This window comes from Acinetobacter sp. ANC 3813 (assembly GCF_002135435.1).
GTDB lineage: Bacteria > Pseudomonadota > Gammaproteobacteria > Pseudomonadales > Moraxellaceae > Acinetobacter.
On record NZ_NEGK01000016.1, the window covers coordinates 12,505 to 30,568 of the forward strand.

An 18,064-nucleotide genomic window follows, 5' to 3' on the forward strand; every position below is an offset into this window, starting at 1 on the left:
GCATTTACTCCATTTATTTTTGTCAGTTTTGCCTATTCAAACCCATTTTCTACAGTTAATTTTCACTATTCTAATATTTATTCAATACTTATCATTTATTTAATAAAACGTGAAAAAATACATTTTTCGCTGTTTTTTTACAAAGTTATAAAAAATATTCATTACTCTCCGCCCAAAGAGCATTCAAAGTTCGTCCTTTCTACGGTGCAGCGCGCCTTTTTCAGCACCGTCATCATGGTTGAGTCATAAATGCCTTGGTCTGTTAAATCCATGCGCCCTTCACGCAGCAATTTCTGGTAATCGGTCTTTTCTTCTTTGCTCAGCGGAATTCTGTATTTAGATGGAATCTCCGCCTCCATGCGCTTTACCATCGCAAAGCTTTTGGGAAGCTGCTTCACAAACCAGGAGCGTGATTTGGCTGCGTAGCCTGCTGGAAATTGGTCCTGACGCAGCACCAAATCCGCCGTGACATTCACGACTGGGAAATCAATCATTCCGCCTTTTGCGCCTAGTCCCTTATAAATTTCCAGCGGTTTAAAGGCATAGGCTGGCGCAGCCACGATATCCACTTCATTGCTATTGAATTTACGGATAAAGTTGGAAATATCCGCCATGACAGGTATTGCGCCAATCCGCTCCACCATCTGCTTTTGCGCGCGGTCATAATGCAATATGGCAAATTTTTTGCCTTTGACTTTTTCCACAGTATTCACACTGCGGTCTTTCACAAAAATATAGGCCGAACCAATTTGCCCAATCCCCGCCACCTCATATGTTTCACTGGCCACTTTAGTGATTAAGCGTTTATTGTTCCTGCTGTCCAATACATAGGCTATCGCTTTTTGCGCAATTGCATTGCTGGGCACACCGCCTAAGGCATCAATCGATCCGGCAAATTTATTGTAAGCGCGGGCGCGCATAGACGTCATATAAAAGGCGTCACAGACACCCTCTTTGAAATCTTTTTCAACTTTGGCTTCATCTTGATACGGCAATAAGTTAACGTCTGCGCCCCACGTTTTACTCATCAGGGCCCACTCTTCCATCATTTTGAAAGACTCACCTGCCTTGCCCAGCAAATCAAATACACAGACATTCACTTTGGCCTGTGCTGGCATTGCCCACGCAAAACCGCCCAGTACAGATAAAATTAAAATTCCTTTTTTCATTTTTTCCGACCCTTGCACTGTTTATCATTTTTGATTTTATTCTTTGAATATATGCAGATTTATTTACAACGCATAGCATATATATCACATTTCCGATAAATGAGATTTCAATCACATTCATTTTTCATTGTTTAAACAAGCCGCACGAAAATAAAACAGCTGCTTTTGCCTTTTTTAAGCCAGCTTCCTTTAGAATGAGCGCATCTTTTCGGTGTGTTTTGACAGTTTCATGATTCAGTTAGATCAACTTTCTATACGTCGCGGTGGGCGTGTTTTATTTCAAAAAGCGTCCATGCAGCTGCATCCAGGCTGGAAAATTGGCTTAACTGGCGTAAACGGTGCAGGCAAGTCCACCCTGTTTTCAGCGCTATTGGGCGGCATGGAGTCAGACAGCGGCTCACTGACCCGGCCCGCCGTATGGACAGTTGCGCATATGGCGCAGGAAATCAAAGCTCTCGATATGAAAGCGATTGATTTTGTATTATCAGGCGATGAAGAGTTCTGGGAAATCCAGCATAAATTGGATCATCCCGACAATTTAAGCGATGAAGAACTTGCGCACCTGTATGGCCGCTTTGATGAAATCAACGGCTATTCTGCGCCATCAAAAGCCTCCCAGCTCATGGCGGGTTTAGGCTTTTTTGAGCATCAGTCGCAATTGGATGTGGCCAGTTTTTCTGGCGGCTGGCGCATGCGCCTGAACCTTGCCCGCACTCTAATGAGCCGCTCTGACCTGCTGCTGCTGGATGAGCCGACCAACCATTTGGATTTAGACGCGATTTTATGGCTGGAAGACTGGCTGAAAGCCTATGAGGGCACATTGGTGTTGATTTCGCATGACCGTGACTTCTTAGATGCCATTACCGATCACATCCTGCATATCGAAAATCAAGAATTGATTATGTATACAGGAAACTATTCAACCTTTGAACGCACCCGCAGTGAACGTCTGGCACAGCAGCAGCAAGCATATGAAAAGCAATTAGAAACTCGTGCGCATCTGCAAAAATATATTGACCGTTTTAAAGCACAAGCAACCAAAGCAAAACAAGCGCAAAGCCGTATTAAGCAATTGGAACGCATGCAGGAGCTGTCTGCCGCGCATGTTGATACGCCTTTCACCTTTAGCTTCCGTGAACCAACGAAAATGAGTTCACCATTGCTTGAGCTTGAAAATGCAGATATCGGTTATGGCGACAAACTCATTGTCACCAATGTAAATCTGCAAATCACGCCAAATAGCCGCATTGGCTTGCTGGGTATGAATGGCGCAGGTAAATCGACCTTGATTAAATCATTGGTCGGTGACTTACCATTAATGCAAGGTACGCGCAAAGATTCCGAACTTCTGAATATTGGCTATTTTGCCCAGCATCAAATGGATGCCTTGGATGGCAATGCCAGCCCAATGCTGCAGCTGGCGCGGATTGCTGATAAAAAAATCAGTGAAGCAGCCTTACGCTCATTTCTGGGCAGTTTTGGCTTTAGCGGCGAACGTATGGATACGCCAAGCGAAAGCTTTTCCGGCGGTGAACGCGCACGTTTAGCCTTGGCGCTAATCGTTTGGCAGCGTCCAAACGTACTGATTCTAGACGAACCGACCAACCATTTAGATTTAGATATGCGTCACGCCTTAACCATGGCGCTACAGGATTTTGAAGGCGCTGTGGTATTGGTATCGCATGAGCGTCAATTGGTGGCCAGTGTCTGTGATGAATTAATCTTGGTACATGGCGGTGAAAGTCGTGAATTTGATGGTGACTTGGTTGCTTATGCAGATTGGTTACGTCAAGCCCGCATCGATATGATGAAAAATGGTCAAAAACCAGCTGCACCAGTACAGTCACAAGTTGTGGCAAAGCCAGTTGCATCAAAAGGTGATAAAGAAGCGCAACGTAAAGAAGCAGCACGCCGACGCGAAGCAAGCCGCCCAATTCGAAAAAACATTGAAAAATGTGAAGCTCAAATTGGGAAATTACAGCCACGTTTGACAGAAATTGAAATACAGCTTGGTGATTCAGCCCTATACGAAGTAAACCGTAAAGATGATTTACTGAAGCTGATGAATGAACAAACTGAATTAAAAGCTCAGTTGGCAGCTGCAGAAGAAAAAATGCTGGAATTAATGATGGAACTTGAAGAGCTTGAATCTTCTTTTGATTAATCCAGCCATCTGAATTCGCCCTAGCACTTAAAGGCCCTGTATTACAGGGCCTTTTTTTTGCTCTACATTCCATCAAACATCCATAAAGGTTACTTGTGCGAACACGGTCTAATAAATTACTGAATATATAAATAAAAAGAAAATTTAGCAGATACACCATCAATTTACCGCAGCTGCACAGCGATCGGCTAAAAAACAATTATTAAAAAAATAAAATAAATCAACAACTTAATACCAAAAAACCAGATTATTAAGTTTTACTTTAAAAGCCAAGTTAAGCATTATTAAGGTATTCTTAATTAAGTGATTATTCATGTAATTTAAATATAAAGAGCCGCATCGACTGAGCGCGCAGAAAAGCAGCTGACCCAAGACCCAAAAGAAAAAACACCCTCCTTCCAAATCCAATAAAAACTTGAGCTACAGCGATTTATAGATATTTAAATTCAAACCATGTGTATAAAAATAATTTCAAACCGAGTGACTGCTTTTAAATTCAAAAGCGCTGCATTTTTTTAAATTCATTATTCTTATGTACACACCTGTGGATAAAACCCTATGATGCAGGCAGCTTATCTTGTAGTTTAAATTTAAAATTTACCCACAGAAAACGCTTATTCAAGCAAAAAATCGCTTCGTTTTGCAGCAATTTCTATTCATTCCAGCCTGTGGGTAAGTTAATGCGCAGCGGTCCTTTTAGCCTTTAAAAACCGTAATTCCCTAATTTTCCACGTACCGTCAAATTGCCAGATTTCTTGGATCTGCTGCTGTTTTTCCTCCAATCCTATCCGTACATGACATTCGGTTTGATCATGATTAAACTCATATTCCTCATACTCCACATCGGGTTTTTTAGGCTTCCAAACGCCATTTTTCACCGCATGCGCAATGCGGTCATAACGGGTATAACTGCTTTCAACACGGCCATCCTGCTCATACACCGCTTTAAAATGCTCATCTTCATACTGCGCCAGCACATCATAATTACCCGTAAAAAAAGCATTGACCCAAATATCACGGATTTTTTCCAATTGATTATCCATCGTCACGACCTCGCATTTAGCGCATAAGAACACTTGTTTTAAGCATCATGACACGCCTATAAGTCAGTTTAATAACAATCAAGTTGATTATAATTCAATCGATTTATTTACCATAGCACAAAAAAATCGCCCCGAAGGGCGATTTTTTTTGATTAATCTGTAAACAAATTAGGCATCAATATCCGCATTTAAAGCATTTTCTTCAATGAATGCACGGCGCGGTTCCACATCATCACCCATTAAGCAGGCAAACATACGGTCTGCTTCAATTGCATCCTGTACCGTCACTTGCAGCATGTTGCGGTTTTCAGGATCCATGGTGGTTTCCCACAATTGCTCAGCGTTCATCTCGCCCAAGCCTTTATAGCGCTGGATCATCATGCCGCGGCGTGAATCCTGCAAAATGTGCTGCCACACTTGATGGAAAGTATTGACTGGAATTTTACGCTCGCCTTTTTGCAAGAACGCGCCTTCTTCCAATAGACTGAACCAGCTCTTAGAATTTTTCAGCAAACGCGCATATTCACCTGAACCCAGTAAGCCAGCATCCAATAGATAGCTATGCGGCAAATTGTGCACGTAAATGGTAATGCGCGGCAGATAAGTCTGAATTTTCTGACCGTCCGCTGTTTCTTTATCTAAAATTTCCAAAGACAGCTCAGGACGCAAGCTTGGCTGAGATGTAGCAATCGCTGCGCACACCTGTTCGCCCCATTGCTGCACATAAGCCCGATCCGCAATCTGATCCAGCTTAAAGCCTTCCAATGAAATCAGCGCATCCAGCAAGCTGGCAGGGTAGCGCAAAGTTAAACGATGCAGGCTCTTTTGAGATGTTTGATAATCTGCAATCACTTTTGCTAAAGCTTCACCGCGAATAGCAGGCGCTTCAGCGCTGACATGCAGTTCCAGCTCATCAATCGCATTTGAAATCAGGAAGCTTTCCAGCGCATCATTATCTTTGATGTACTGTTCCTGCTTGCCTTTTTTCAGCTTATACAATGGCGGCTGTGCAATATAGATATAGCCGCGCTCTACCAATTCCGGCATTTGACGGAAGAAGAAGGTCAGCAGCAGTGTACGGATATGCGATCCATCCACGTCCGCATCGGTCATGATGATGATTTTGTGATAACGCAGTTTGTCTGGATTATATTCTTCACGCCCGATACCGCAGCCCAAAGCGGTAATTAAGGTGCCCACTTCCTGTGAAGAAATCATCTTGTCAAAACGCGCGCGCTCCACGTTCAGAATCTTACCTTTCAGCGGTAAAATCGCCTGCATTTTACGGTTACGGCCCTGTTTTGCAGATCCGCCCGCAGAGTCACCTTCGACTAAGTACAATTCAGACAGCGCTGGATCTTTTTCTTGGCAATCGGCCAATTTACCTGGAAGACCTGCAATATCAAGCGCACTCTTACGGCGTGTCATTTCACGCGCTTTACGCGCAGCATCGCGCGCGCGCGCGGCATCAATAATTTTGCCTGCAATCGATTTTGCTGCTTGCGGGTTTTCCAATAAGTATTCAGAGAATGACTTATTCATGGCTTGTTCAACCGCAGACTTCACTTCACTTGAAACCAGCTTTTCTTTGGTTTGCGAAGAGAATTTCGGATCTGGCACTTTCACAGACACAATCGCAGTCAAACCTTCACGCGCATCATCACCGGAAACGGCCACTTTCTCTTTTTTGAGCAGATTTTCGCTTTCCATGTAGCTGTTTAAACCGCGGGTCAATGCCGCACGGAAACCCGCCAAATGCGTTCCGCCATCTTTTTGAGGAATATTGTTGGTAAAGCAACGGACATTTTCCTGATAGGTATCATTCCATTGCAGCGCCACTTCTACACCAATGCCGTTATCCGCCTGTACAGTAAAATGGAAGATGTCGTTTAAATGCGTTTTGCCTTGGTTAATATATTTAACAAACTCAGACAAGCCGCCTTCATAATCAAAAACATGTTCAGCATTGATGCGCTCATCGCGCAAAACAATGCGCACCCCCGCATTTAAAAATGACAGTTCACGCAAACGGCGCGCTAAAATATCCACGTTGAAAATGGTTTGGCTGAATGTTTCAGCGCTTGGCCAGAAACGCACAGTTGTGCCTGTTTCTTCTGCATCGCCTACAATTTTCAAAGGATAGACAGGATCGCCGTGTTTATATTCCTGCTGGTGAATATGGCCTGCGCGCTGAATGGTTAATTCCAGCTTACTGGAAAGCGCATTGACCACGGACACGCCTACACCATGCAATCCGCCAGAGACTTTATAGCTATTGTCATCAAACTTGCCGCCGGCATGCAAAATAGTCAGAATCACTTCCGCAGCTGAAACACCTTCTTCCGGGTGAATATCAGTTGGGATACCGCGGCCATTGTCCGATACGCTGACTGATTCATCTTCGTGAATTGTCACTAAAATTTCATCACAGTGGCCTGCAAGCGCCTCATCAATGGCGTTATCCACCACCTCAAACACCATATGATGCAAGCCTGAACCATCATCCGTATCGCCGATATACATGCCTGGACGTTTACGAACAGCGTCCAAACCACGCAATACTTTGATACTAGAGGAATCATAAGCTTTTTCTGTGGTTTGTTCTGTGTGAGAAGCAGCTTGTTGATCTTCTGAACTCATGGTTTCTCCCTAGTGGAAAATAGGTCTATCCCAAGACGGGTAAAATCTAAAATCATTGTGCGACAGCCTGAACGCAACCGTTTTCGACTTTGAATAATTGATAGGAAATAGACAGATCATGCATATGATTTTTTACAGATTCATGGTCTAAAGTGGTTATAAAAACCTGGCTGCCAAGCTGGCTCAAACGATCAATTAAACGTTGTTGTGCGGTTAAATCTAATTCTGCTGTCAGATCATCTAATAATACCACAGTTTCCCTATTGCACGCATGCAGCATTGCAATCTGTGACAGTTTCAGCGCCATGATCAGCAGCTTTTTCTGACCGCGTGAAAGCACAGCGTCCGCGTCTCCCATAGCAGTTTTTAAACGCAGATCGGCACGGTGCGGGCCGCATTCAGTATAGCGCCGCTCCAGATCTTTATAATGTGAATTGGTCAGGTCATTCAACAGGCCTGTATCACTATGAAAGCCTGGGCTGTATTCCAATTCAATTTCTAAATCCGGCAGCAGGTGCTTTAAATCATTAGCAAAAAATATCTTCCATTGCTCTACTGCGCTGGCGCGCTGCACATGCAGCATTTCACCATAATCACTGAGCATTTTGTTCCATGGTTCTAAATCCGACAGGCTCAGCCGATGCTGGGTTTTCAGCAGGCTATTGCGCTGCTTGAGCGCCCGCGAATAATACTGCCATGCATGATAAAACTCAGGTTCCACGTGAAACATCATCCAGTCCAGCATTTGCCGTCTGGGTTTGGCGCCATGGTCAATAATGTCCGTGCTCTGAGGATCAATCAGCTGCAGCGGCAGGATTTTGGCCAATTGCCCCTGCGTAGCCACCAAATCGCCGTTCACTTTAATCAGCTGTTCGCCCGACTGCATTTTCTGCATGCCGATTTTATCGGTTGCGGACTGGGCAAAGACTATTGCATCTGCGGCTTCATTTTGAATGTAGTGTTTAGGAATATGCGTGCGAAAGGAACGGCCGGTTGCCAGCAAATGTACAGCCTCTAAAATTGAGGTCTTGCCTGAACCATTTTGCCCGTAAAAGACATTAAACGGCTGCAGCTCAGAGAGTGCAACCGTTTTTAAATTACGAACACGTTCTACATGTAAACGCGTGATGTGCATAATAGGTCAGAGAGACTTAAACACGCATCGGCATGACAACATACGTTTGATCTTGCTGCGTTGGATCCTGCACCAATACCGACTGATTGGCTTCTGTCATGGTCATGGACACATCATCACCATCCAATACACTGAGCACATCCAGCAAGTATTGCGCATTAAATGACATTTCCATTGGTGTATCCGCATATTGGATTGCCAGATCTTCACTCGCCTCATCCTGCTCTGGATTATTCGCGCGAAGCTGCAAAGTATCCGCATCGAAATTCAGGAATACGCCGCGCAATTTTTCATTACTTAAAATCGCGACACGCTGCAGTGACTGCTTAAATACATCATGCGCGATCACCACATTTTTGTCGCCGCCGCGCGGAATGACACGGCGGTAATCCGGGAACTTGCCGTCAATCAATTTTGTTGTGAAACGGACGGTAATATCACCTTGCTCTTTATCACGGTTTGGAATCGTAATCGTTACATTCAGCAGCTCACGGCCAATCAGCAAAGATAATTGCTCATCTTCAACGCTCAGCAGGCGCTGCAGCTCACCAACTGCTTTACGCGGCGCAATCGCTTGCACCAGTTGCGAAGAATTTGATGTAGCTGACGTTTCGCACAGCGCCAGACGGTGGCCATCCGTTGTCACAGCGCGCAATTGATTCTGATCAATTTCAAGCAAAGTACCAGTTAAATAAAAACGCACATCCTGAACGGCCATGGCGAATGACGTTTTCTCAAATAGGCGCTTCAGTTCCCGCTGCGTTACAGTGACTTGCGTGCCTTGAGTATTTTCAGTATTCAGCAAAGGATAATCTTCTGCAGGCAATGTGCCCAGCACAAAACGGCTGTTGCCAGACTTCAAAATACAGCGCTGATCTTCAGTAATCTGCAGATCAATTAGGGCAGCGGACGGTAAAGATTTACAAATATCCATCATCTTACGCGCAGGTACCGTAGTATCCCCCGCCTGCAGGCATGCACCATCCGCAAGCTGCGTGCTGGCAACCAATTCCACTTCTAAATCAGAACCGGTAATGGTCAGCGCCTGCTCTGTCACCTGAACCTTCACATTAGACAAAATATTTAAGGTATGGCGACGTTCAACCGCTCCTACGACATGTGATAGAACATTCAGTAAGCTTTCTTTCGCGATTTTTAAACGCACGATACTTTCCTCTAATAATGAAGATGCAAATAGATAAAATTAATTTTTTAGCAGTGTACTATGCGGCAGAATATGCCGCATTGCAAGAACAGAATATAGGCAAAAACAGCTTAACTTTGCAGTAAACGGAGCAAGTTTTTATAGTCTTCGTTAAAGATCGGATCTTCCTCACGCAAGCTCTGCACTTTTTCACAAGCATGCATCACTGTGCTGTGATCTCGACCGCCAAACGCCATGCCGATTTCAGGAAAACTATCACCTGTCAGCTCACGGGCTAAGCCCATGGCCAGCTGGCGCGGACGCGCATAAATACGGGTACGTTTCGGGCCAATCAGTTCTTTTAACGGAATGCGGAAGTATTCACTCACCACACGCTGAATATTTTCTGTACTGATCGTGCGCGCGCGGATCGCTAAAACATCTTTCAATGACTCCCGCACCACTTCCAAATCAATTGGCGTGCCCTTAAAGCGGGAAATAGCCACCACCTTATTCAGCGCACCTTCCAATTCACGCACATTGGCCACAACTTGCTGCGCAATAAACAGCGCGCAGTTGCGCGGCAGCTCAACATTATTGCTTTCCGCTTTTTTCAGCAAAATTTCAATCCGGGTTTCAATGTCCGGCGGTTCAACACCGACTGACAAGCCCCAAGAAAACCGTGAAACCAGGCGCGGATCCAATTCCGTCAATTCTTTCGGATATCGGTCTGACGTTAAAATAATCTGCTTTGATTCATCCAAAAGCGCATTAAAAGTGTAGAAAAACTCCACCAAGCTGGCTTCTTTACCTGCAAGCAGGTGAATATCATCGACTAAAAGCAAATCTAAAGAACGGCAATTTTTCTTAAATTCTTCCACTTTGCCTTGCTGCAGAGAACTCACAAAATCCTGAACAAAACTTTCTGCAGTCATATACATCACGCGGGCATTCGGCTTCGCCTGAAGCAATGCATTGCCGACAGCCTGCATTAAATGCGTTTTACCCAAACCCGTTGGGCCATATAAAAATAACGGGTTATGCTGCGATGCACCGAGCTGAGTCAGCACTTTTCGGCAAGTTTCAGCCGCCATTTGGTTAGAACGGCCTTCGACAAAGAGAGAAAAAGTGAATAAAGGATTTAATTGACGCTTACGGCTGTTTTTAGCGCTGGGTTCGTCTTTTTCTTTTTTCGGTTTTGGCGCTGCAGGCGCCGGTGCTGATTCTAAGGCAGCAGTCGTCGTTGCAGGCTGTTCATTGGCTGAAAGAATTGCGCCAGGACGCGAATCAACCAAAATTTCAACATTCCGGACACGCCCTTCAGACAGCTGCTCAGCCAAAATGGTAATCAGCTCTAAGTGGTGCTCTTGTATATAGCGAGTCCAATAAGGATTTGGCGCGAATAAACGTAACGTATCACCAGCTTCGTCAGCAACCAAAGGCCGAATCCACATTGTAAAGACATTGCCGGATAACTCTTGGCGCAAACGAGTTAAGCAATCTGTCCAAAGCATGTGAAACCCCTATATCAGTCCATTGTGCATAAAAAATATATTCATTGCCCGCCAAAGCGGGTCGCCATTCTAACCAAGTTATCCACATCTGTCATGGCTAATTCAGCGCTTTTTGGCTAAAAAATCGCAATTTGATCTAAATTTAAATTTAAAAGCCGCATGTGGATAACCAAACCAACAGCTTGTGGATAAAATATATCACAAAGTTATCCACAAAGTATCAAAATCATAAAAACAGACTTATTCACAAGATAAACCGTTGTTAATAAAAAATTAAAATGGCATTTCCACAGAAAAATGCGTCCCTAATAGTAATAAATTTAAATTTTAAAATTTGAATTTACTTATAAGAGGCAAGCTTTTTGCGGATAACTCAAAGAAAGATTTAAATTCAAATTTAAAAGTTGGTTTGAATTTAATTATCAGTAAAGCTTGTGGATAACCTTGTAGGTAAATATGTGGGTAATTTATTAGTTTATTATAAACAGCATCTTATGATGTGTGTAACTATTTTTATTCTATTTAGAGGAAATATATCTTTGTTAGCGTGAAATTAAATTGAGCAGACAATTTTGAAAGAAAACTTGTTTTTCATTGACAGCTCAAGCAATGAGCACTAAAATCGCGAACCTTTATAGAAAGATCACTTTTGGAGTTTCAACATGAAACGTACTTTCCAGCCTTCTGAACTGAAACGTAAACGTGTTCACGGTTTCCGTGCTCGCATGGCTACAAAAGCTGGCCGTCAAGTATTGGCTCGCCGCCGTGCTAAAGGCCGTCATAGCTTAACTGTTTAATTTAATCAGTTGGCTATAACGACTTGGGCGTTATGACAGCACTTTATGGCTTCAGCACAGATGTACGCATACACTGTGCTGCCGATTATAAAAGTGTCTTCGATGGTGCGCTTTTTAAAGTGCATCAGCCCCACTTCTTATTTCTTGCAAAACGTTCCGAACTGCCAAATAGCCGTTTGGGTATTGTTGTTGCTAAGAAAAAAGTGCGCCGTGCGCATGAACGAAATCGAGTAAAACGTCTTGCTCGCGAAAGTTTTCGCCTGCATCAGCAGCAATTAGATGATTTGGATATTGTCGTTATGCCTAAAGCAGGTATAGATGCAGTACCAAATGCTGAATTGCATCAGCAATTACAATTTGCTTGGCAAAAGCTGAACAGACTTGCCAAAAAGCATACAAAAATAGCTTCCTCCCTGCAAAAGTAGAGATGGCCAATGGTACATTTGCTGCATTGGTTGATCCGTTTTTATCAGATTGCGATTAGTCCGCTTTTAGGGCCGCGCTGCCGTTATATTCCTACGTGTTCTCAATACTCATTGGAAGCAGTCCATTTACATGGCGCTGCACGTGGAACTTGGCTGTCTGTTAAGCGCATTTGCCGCTGCCATCCTTGGGGCGGTTCGGGCTATGATCCTGTGCCTTGCAAAGCAGTTCGTTTTATTTCATTTCAGCAAATAGATTCTCAAACGCTTCACGTTGCTGTACCCTTTCGTGATCGTTTAATGAACCAAAAACACTCTAACCACTTGGGGTAATAGAAATGCAACAATGGGCCAGGATTGCTATTCTCGGGGCCATGTTTGTTATCGCTTATTTGCTCATTTTGGCTTGGCAAAAAGATTACGGCAATGCTGAAAGCAAGCCGCAGCAAAAAACTGCTGTGGTGTCGCATGAAGTATCTGCTGACTTGCCAAATAGCCAAACTGCCGCAGCATCTTCGGATGTGCCGCAGGCGAATATTGCCGCGCAGCAAACAGCAGACGCCTCTGCACCTGTAAGTCAACAGCTTGTTTCAGTGAAAACTGACCTTTACCACTTTTGGATCAATCCAAAAGGCGGTGATATTGTTCGTGTTGAATTACTCAATCATGACAAAAATAAAGACAGCGATGAACCTTTTGTCATGCTGGAAAGCGATGCCAAACGCACTTATGTGGCTCAATCAGGCTTAATCGGTCTGAATGGCCCTGACAGCGCGCGTGCAGGCCGCCCATCATATGAAGTTGAAAAAACTGCTTATAGTTTGGCTGATGCAAAAGCTGTTCAAAAAGATGGAAAAGCTGAAAAAGTTTTAACTGTGCCAATGGTGCTGAAAACTGCAGACGGCGTGGAAATTATTAAGACCTTCAGCTTTACGCAAGGCGAATATCCAGTTGTCGTCAGCTACAAGATTGTTAACCGCAGCAGCCAGAACTGGCAAGGCCAAATGTTTGGCCAACTGAAACGTGACAACTCTGAAGATCCAGGCAAGTCTGACCAAGGTATTTTCACTTTAGGTACATTCTTGGGCGGCGCTTGGGGCTCACCGGAAGAACATTACAACAAGCTGAAATTTGCCAACTTCAATGAAGAAAAATTGAGTGTTGAAGCCAAAGGCGGCTGGGTTGCAATGGTGCAGCACTATTTCGTCAGCGCTTGGGTGCCGGGCGAGTTGAAATTAACGCAGGCGAATGGCCAGCCTTATGCAGCGAAATTGGAGTCGCGTAAATCTTCAGATGATATGAATATCATCCAATTTACTTCGCCTTCATTTAACGTTCCTGCAGGTACAGCGGCTGAAGTAGACGCAACATTCTACTCTGGTCCAAAAATTCAGTCTGAATTGAAAGACTTAGCTGAAGGCTTAAACCAAACTGTCGATTATGGCTGGTTATGGCCAATTGCTAAGCTGCTGTTCTTAGGCTTGCAATTTTTCCATGGCTTGGTAGGCAACTGGGGCTGGTCAATTATTCTATTGACGATTCTGGTGAAACTGATTCTTTGGCCGCTGTCGTCTAAGAGCTACCGCTCTATGGCGAAAATGCGTGTGATTGCGCCAGAAATGCAGCGCATGAAAGAAGAATTCGGTGAAGACCGCATGCGTTTCTCGCAAGAAATGATGGCGCTGTATAAGCGTGAACAAGTGAACCCGCTGTCGGGCTGCTTGCCGTTATTGCTGCAAATGCCGATCTTCCTTGCCTTGTACTGGGTATTGATGGAATCCGTTGAACTGCGCCATGCGCCGTGGTTAGGCTGGATTCAGGATTTATCTGCGATGGATCCATGGTTTATCTTGCCGCTGCTGATGGGCGTAACCATGTTCATTCAGCAAAGTTTGAATCCTCAGCCAGCAGATCCAATGCAGGCGAAAGTATTCAAAATTATGCCGATTATTTTCACGGTGTTCATGCTGTTCTTCCCTGCAGGCTTAGTGCTGTACTGGATTGTCAACAACAGTATTACCATCTTGCAGCAGGGCCTGATTAACAAAGGCGTTGCGAAAGAGCGTGAAAAGCGAGACGGAGCGAACCCAGCAAACTAAGAAGTGCTGATTAGCTGAATAAATCCGCTTAAGATGGTAATCTTAGGCGGATTTTTCTTTGCCTGTCATTTTAGATTTTGAGGTAGATATTTAGGTGAGTACCATGCAAAACCGAACCACGATTGCTGCAATTGCAACTCCGCCAGGACGCGGCGGCGTCGGGGTGATTCGCCTGTCTGGGCCAAAATCTTATGCAATTGCAGAAGCGCTGAGCCAAACCGCTTTGCCGAAAGCGCGCTATGCCGGTTTCCGCAAGTTTTTGGATGCCCAAGGCGAGGTCATGGATGAAGGCTTAACCATTTGCTTCCCGAATCCGCACTCCTTTACGGGGGAGGATGTGGTGGAGCTGCAGGGCCATGGCGGCCCTGTGATTCAAAATGCTTTGCTGGCGCGTTTATTGGAATTAGGTGCTGTGGCAGCCAAAGCAGGCGAATTTTCAATGCGCGCATTTGAAAACGGCAAGATGGATTTGGTGCAGGCGGAAGCGATCGCCGATTTAATTGATGCGACCTCCCAGGCTGCAGCTCGCTCTGCAGTACGTTCGCTGCAGGGTGCCTTTTCCAGCAAAGTGAATACGGTGCTGGAAAACCTGATCCACTTGCGCCTGCATGTGGAAGCTGCCATTGATTTTCCAGAAGAAGAAATTGATTTTCTGGCGGACGGGAAAATATTGAGATTGCTGGATGAGGTGAGCGCATCAGTTAGTGCTGTGCAGCAATCCGCGCGTCAAGGTCAGCTGCTGCGCGAAGGCCTACAGGTGGTGATTGCCGGCAAACCCAATGCAGGAAAATCTTCGCTGCTGAATTCGCTGGCTGGTGTTGAACGTGCGATTGTGACCGACATCGCCGGTACTACACGTGATGTTTTGCATGAAAAAATTACCCTGAATGGCTTGCCGATTACATTGACGGATACGGCTGGCCTGCGTGAAACAGGTGATGTGGTTGAGAAAGAAGGCATCCGCCGTGCAATTCAGGAAATTGAACAGGCGGATTTGCTGCTGCTGGTGTATGACCTGAGTCAAGGGGAAAACCCGCTTGAACTGGCGAAAAACTATTTTGCAGAACACATTGAGCCGAAACGCTTAATGCTGATTGGCAATAAATGCGATTTAACAGGGGCTGTGCCAGCGCTTGGTGATTTGCATGGCTTCCGGCATGTGACTGTATCCGCGAAGCAGGAAACAGGCGTACAGGCGCTTATAGATGCCGTGACAGCGCATGCAGGCTTTCAGCCTGAAGAAGATACCTTTATTGCGCGTACACGCCATTTAGACGCAATGACGCGTACTCAGCGCTATTTGGCAGAAGCGCGTGAACAGCTGACCGTTTTCCATGCAGGTGAGCTGGTCGCAGAATCACTGCGCTTAGCGCAAAATGCGCTGGGGGAAATTACGGGTGATTTCAGTGCAGATGACTTGCTGGGCAAGATATTTGGATCATTCTGTATTGGAAAGTAATTTCAATTTTTGATATTGTTTAATAAGTTCCAAAGAGTTCCAGTTAGTTTAATAAAGCATTAAGTAATAACAGCTTAGTGCTTTATTTTTGCCTTTTCATCATTCCAATATGTTCAATGCATTCAACTAATGCTATGATTTTTTTAGTCACCAATAAGTCACAATCTTAAAAGTGGCTTATATTTTTTTAATGGTGACTTAATTATGGCGCAAGCAGAAAAGATACTTTTTTCTACTGACAGAGAAATTAAAAATCTAAAAGCTGGTGAGAAGAGATATACGGCAAAGGATGTAGCTGCTAACGGTTTGTTTTTGGATATAACAACAACTGGCGTAAAGTCGTGGTGGTATCGCTATTCTTTAAATGGAAAACAGGAACGATTGGTTATAGGCCGTTATCCTGATATGTCATTAAAGGACGCCAGACAGGTTCGGGATGAATCGGCCTCTATGGTCGCTAAGGGTATTTCACCAAAACAGAATAAAAATAAAGTCACCAGTACTTTATTTCGTGACTACGGTGAACGCTATTTGAATGACGTCATCAAAAAATACCGAGCGAATCCATACAATATGATTTTATGCTTGAACAATGATATTTATCCATTGCTAGGGCATATTGCTGTAGATCAAATCGATATGGATGATGTGCGCCGCGTTATATGGCGCAAGAAAGATCAAGGCTATGATGCTGCCGCTAATCAAGTGCGTGGGCTATTAAAGCGTATGTTTGATTACGCTATAACTTTAGGTTTAGTGTCATTTAATCCAGTTCTATCCATTCCTACTCGGCATGTTTATAAGGCTGTGCCTAGAGAACGTTATTTAAAAACGGATGAGATACGCAAGTTTTACACTACCCTTTTAAATTCACGCATTTATCGGCCTAGAAAACTTGGCCTTTTGCTGTCCTTGCTGACACTGGTTCGAAAGTCAGAGCTATTAAGGGCGCAGTGGCAAGACATAGATTTTGAAAAACGCTTATGGCTTATTCCTGAAACAAAGGCAGATAGTGCAACTGGCCATAGCCGTGAAATGGTTGTTTATATGTCAGATCAAGTGATTGAGATTTTCAAAGAGTTGAAAACAATTGCTGGTGATGAGCCTTTTGTATTTGTAGGTAGAAAGACTGGTACGCATATCAGTCATAACGCATTCAACACGGCGCAAAAATCGGCATTGTCTTTAACAGATATACCTGATTTCACTGTCCACGATTTACGCCGTACAGCAAGCACACACTTAAATGAGCAAGGTTTTAATAGTGATGCCATTGAAGCTTGTTTGAATCACACAATGCGAGGCGTTAGGGGTGTTTATAACAAGGCTAAGTATAAGAAAGAACGCACAGAGATGATGAGTAAATGGAGCGATTATATTTTTAGTCTGATTTATGAGCCTAACCTGATCTTTTTTAATCAAGTTAGAAAAATTAGTTAATTTGCTGAAAAGAGGTTATGCGGGGGGATTGTTTGTTCAATTACTAACCATTTTACCTTTTTTAGCCGTGTTAATGTTCCAAAAATTGGAAAGCAGTGCAATGTGTTCAATGGAATACAGTGACTTTTTATACAAAAAAAGGCCAGCATTGCTAACCTTTCTCTGTGATGAGAAGTGACGCCAATCACGAATCATCATTTTTTATAACCTCGCCGTAACGGGCACAACCTAGGAGAACCTAGAATGTAAAGCAAAGATTATAGGCAGACCTAAAGATTTATTATATTTCTATAGGTACGGTTCTAATATTATAGGTTTTATCGGTTTACGGCAAATAGCGGCCATCTGCTTTCATTTCTTATTGGGATAGAGGCGTAGCTAAGCTTGTTTTGCTGTAACTGCTGTTTCCTGTTTATTCAATTTAGTGCCGTGGCTCCTCCCTAATTTTTGCTGCATTCTCCCCTCCTTTGTTTGTGTTTAGGCATTTCCATATTTGGAGCATGTTTAGATGAAAACATCTGACAATCATAAAAATACAACTCAGCGTTTAATCCGCCGCAAAGAAGTTCAAGCCAAAACAGGCCTTGGAGCTTCCTCTATTTACGCATTGATGGCGGAAGGATTATTTCCGAAATGCATCAATTTGTCTGAACGCCGTGTCGCTTGGGTTGAATCTGAGATAGATGAATGGGTTTCTAAATGTATTGCGCATCATAGAGAAGTAAATTCAACAAAAGGTGGTTCTCTATGAATCAGGACATGTTGATTTTAAATTACCTGAAGCAAGGCAATTCGATTACCCAGAAGGAGGCAATCCAATTATTTCATTGCTACAGGTTAAGTGCAGCCATTTATAGATTGCGCAATTCCGGCTATGAAATTGAAACTCATAAACAGCAGAAAGCAATGGGGAGTGGCACATTTGCACGTTATATCATGAAAGGTGTGTCCAGATGAGAAGCAGACATATCAACATATTTAAACCGTTCTTTATTTTGACATTACTATTTCTAGTTTTGGTTAGCTGTGGGCGCACTG

15 protein-coding genes are annotated in these 18,064 nt (G+C 43.9%); 9 read left to right on the forward strand and 6 right to left on the reverse strand.

Going from position 1 to position 18,064, the window contains the following annotated elements:
• Nucleotides 1-161: 161 nt before the first annotated feature.
• Nucleotides 162-1,169 (reverse strand): putative solute-binding protein, encoded by a 1,008-nt coding sequence (locus B9T34_RS17645; RefSeq protein WP_086214439.1) that lies wholly within the window; start codon nucleotides 1,167-1,169, stop codon nucleotides 162-164.
• 229 nt (nucleotides 1,170-1,398) lie between these two features.
• Between B9T34_RS17645 and B9T34_RS17650 the strand changes: the two genes are divergently transcribed.
• Nucleotides 1,399-3,333 (forward strand): ATP-binding cassette domain-containing protein, encoded by a 1,935-nt coding sequence (locus B9T34_RS17650; RefSeq protein WP_086214440.1) that lies wholly within the window; start codon nucleotides 1,399-1,401, stop codon nucleotides 3,331-3,333.
• A gap of 677 nt (nucleotides 3,334-4,010) precedes the next feature.
• On the opposite strand, the gene B9T34_RS17655 is transcribed toward B9T34_RS17650, so the two are convergent.
• The 5 genes from B9T34_RS17655 to dnaA form a co-directional block, all read right to left on the reverse strand.
• Nucleotides 4,011-4,376, reverse strand: a complete 366-nt coding sequence (locus tag B9T34_RS17655) for a hypothetical protein (protein ID WP_086214441.1) — start codon at nucleotides 4,374-4,376, stop codon at nucleotides 4,011-4,013.
• A 168-nt stretch (nucleotides 4,377-4,544) separates the two neighbouring features.
• Nucleotides 4,545-7,016 carry a DNA topoisomerase (ATP-hydrolyzing) subunit B gene (gene gyrB, locus B9T34_RS17660; RefSeq protein ID WP_086214442.1) on the reverse strand — a complete coding sequence of 824 codons (2,472 nt, stop codon included), beginning with the start codon at nucleotides 7,014-7,016 and terminating at the stop codon, nucleotides 4,545-4,547.
• A 52-nt stretch (nucleotides 7,017-7,068) separates the two neighbouring features.
• On the reverse strand, nucleotides 7,069-8,151 hold the full coding sequence (gene recF, locus B9T34_RS17665) for a DNA replication/repair protein RecF (RefSeq protein WP_086214443.1): 1,083 nt from the start codon (nucleotides 8,149-8,151) through the stop codon (nucleotides 7,069-7,071).
• Between the two features lie 16 nt (nucleotides 8,152-8,167).
• Nucleotides 8,168-9,316, reverse strand: a complete 1,149-nt coding sequence (gene dnaN, locus B9T34_RS17670) for a DNA polymerase III subunit beta (RefSeq protein ID WP_086214444.1) — start codon at nucleotides 9,314-9,316, stop codon at nucleotides 8,168-8,170.
• A gap of 110 nt (nucleotides 9,317-9,426) precedes the next feature.
• Nucleotides 9,427-10,809, reverse strand: coding sequence for a chromosomal replication initiator protein DnaA (gene dnaA / locus B9T34_RS17675; protein ID WP_086214445.1), 1,383 nt, complete (start codon nucleotides 10,807-10,809; stop codon nucleotides 9,427-9,429).
• Nucleotides 10,810-11,471: 662 nt separating this feature from the next.
• Between dnaA and rpmH the strand changes: the two genes are divergently transcribed.
• From rpmH to B9T34_RS17715, 8 genes are all read left to right on the forward strand, one after another.
• Nucleotides 11,472-11,606 carry a 50S ribosomal protein L34 gene (gene rpmH, locus B9T34_RS17680; RefSeq protein ID WP_000831329.1) on the forward strand — a complete coding sequence of 45 codons (135 nt, stop codon included), beginning with the start codon at nucleotides 11,472-11,474 and terminating at the stop codon, nucleotides 11,604-11,606.
• Nucleotides 11,607-11,638: 32 nt separating this feature from the next.
• Nucleotides 11,639-12,031, forward strand: a complete 393-nt coding sequence (gene rnpA, locus B9T34_RS17685; protein ID WP_086214446.1) for a ribonuclease P protein component — start codon at nucleotides 11,639-11,641, stop codon at nucleotides 12,029-12,031.
• 9 nt (nucleotides 12,032-12,040) lie between these two features.
• Complete coding sequence (yidD, locus tag B9T34_RS17690) at nucleotides 12,041-12,361, forward strand: membrane protein insertion efficiency factor YidD (protein ID WP_086214447.1); 321 nt, start codon at nucleotides 12,041-12,043, stop codon at nucleotides 12,359-12,361.
• A 5-nt stretch (nucleotides 12,362-12,366) separates the two neighbouring features.
• Nucleotides 12,367-14,127: a membrane protein insertase YidC gene (gene yidC / locus B9T34_RS17695; RefSeq protein ID WP_086214448.1), complete on the forward strand. Its 1,761-nt coding sequence runs from the start codon at nucleotides 12,367-12,369 to the stop codon at nucleotides 14,125-14,127.
• A gap of 103 nt (nucleotides 14,128-14,230) precedes the next feature.
• A complete protein-coding gene (mnmE, locus tag B9T34_RS17700) occupies nucleotides 14,231-15,586 on the forward strand; it encodes a tRNA uridine-5-carboxymethylaminomethyl(34) synthesis GTPase MnmE (RefSeq protein WP_086214449.1) in 1,356 nt (451 codons plus the stop codon).
• Nucleotides 15,587-15,790: 204 nt separating this feature from the next.
• On the forward strand, nucleotides 15,791-17,026 hold the full coding sequence (locus tag B9T34_RS17705; protein ID WP_171265237.1) for a tyrosine-type recombinase/integrase: 1,236 nt from the start codon (nucleotides 15,791-15,793) through the stop codon (nucleotides 17,024-17,026).
• 508 nt (nucleotides 17,027-17,534) lie between these two features.
• Nucleotides 17,535-17,777, forward strand: coding sequence for a helix-turn-helix transcriptional regulator (locus B9T34_RS17710; protein WP_086214451.1), 243 nt, complete (start codon nucleotides 17,535-17,537; stop codon nucleotides 17,775-17,777).
• Nucleotides 17,774-17,983: a helix-turn-helix domain-containing protein gene (locus B9T34_RS17715; RefSeq protein WP_086214452.1), complete on the forward strand. Its 210-nt coding sequence runs from the start codon at nucleotides 17,774-17,776 to the stop codon at nucleotides 17,981-17,983. Before B9T34_RS17710 ends, B9T34_RS17715 begins: the two co-directional genes overlap by 4 nt.
• The last annotated feature ends 81 nt before the right edge of the window (nucleotides 17,984-18,064 follow it).

What these genes read in the sequence shown, in the direction of transcription:
- B9T34_RS17645 (WP_086214439.1), bottom strand. Translation starts at nt 1,169, where the DNA reads ATGAAAAAAGGAATTTTAATTTTATCTGTACTGGGCGGTTTTGCGTGG.
- B9T34_RS17650 (WP_086214440.1), top strand. Translation starts at nt 1,399, where the DNA reads ATGATTCAGTTAGATCAACTTTCTATACGTCGCGGTGGGCGTGTTTTA.
- B9T34_RS17655 (WP_086214441.1), bottom strand. Translation starts at nt 4,376, where the DNA reads ATGGATAATCAATTGGAAAAAATCCGTGATATTTGGGTCAATGCTTTT.
- gyrB (WP_086214442.1), bottom strand. Translation starts at nt 7,016, where the DNA reads ATGAGTTCAGAAGATCAACAAGCTGCTTCTCACACAGAACAAACCACA.
- recF (WP_086214443.1), bottom strand. Translation starts at nt 8,151, where the DNA reads ATGCACATCACGCGTTTACATGTAGAACGTGTTCGTAATTTAAAAACG.
- dnaA (WP_086214445.1), bottom strand. Translation starts at nt 10,809, where the DNA reads ATGCTTTGGACAGATTGCTTAACTCGTTTGCGCCAAGAGTTATCCGGC.
- rpmH (WP_000831329.1), top strand. Translation starts at nt 11,472, where the DNA reads ATGAAACGTACTTTCCAGCCTTCTGAACTGAAACGTAAACGTGTTCAC.
- rnpA (WP_086214446.1), top strand. Translation starts at nt 11,639, where the DNA reads ATGACAGCACTTTATGGCTTCAGCACAGATGTACGCATACACTGTGCT.
- yidD (WP_086214447.1), top strand. Translation starts at nt 12,041, where the DNA reads ATGGTACATTTGCTGCATTGGTTGATCCGTTTTTATCAGATTGCGATT.
- yidC (WP_086214448.1), top strand. Translation starts at nt 12,367, where the DNA reads ATGCAACAATGGGCCAGGATTGCTATTCTCGGGGCCATGTTTGTTATC.
- mnmE (WP_086214449.1), top strand. Translation starts at nt 14,231, where the DNA reads ATGCAAAACCGAACCACGATTGCTGCAATTGCAACTCCGCCAGGACGC.
- B9T34_RS17705 (WP_171265237.1), top strand. Translation starts at nt 15,791, where the DNA reads ATGGCGCAAGCAGAAAAGATACTTTTTTCTACTGACAGAGAAATTAAA.
- B9T34_RS17710 (WP_086214451.1), top strand. Translation starts at nt 17,535, where the DNA reads ATGAAAACATCTGACAATCATAAAAATACAACTCAGCGTTTAATCCGC.
- B9T34_RS17715 (WP_086214452.1), top strand. Translation starts at nt 17,774, where the DNA reads ATGAATCAGGACATGTTGATTTTAAATTACCTGAAGCAAGGCAATTCG.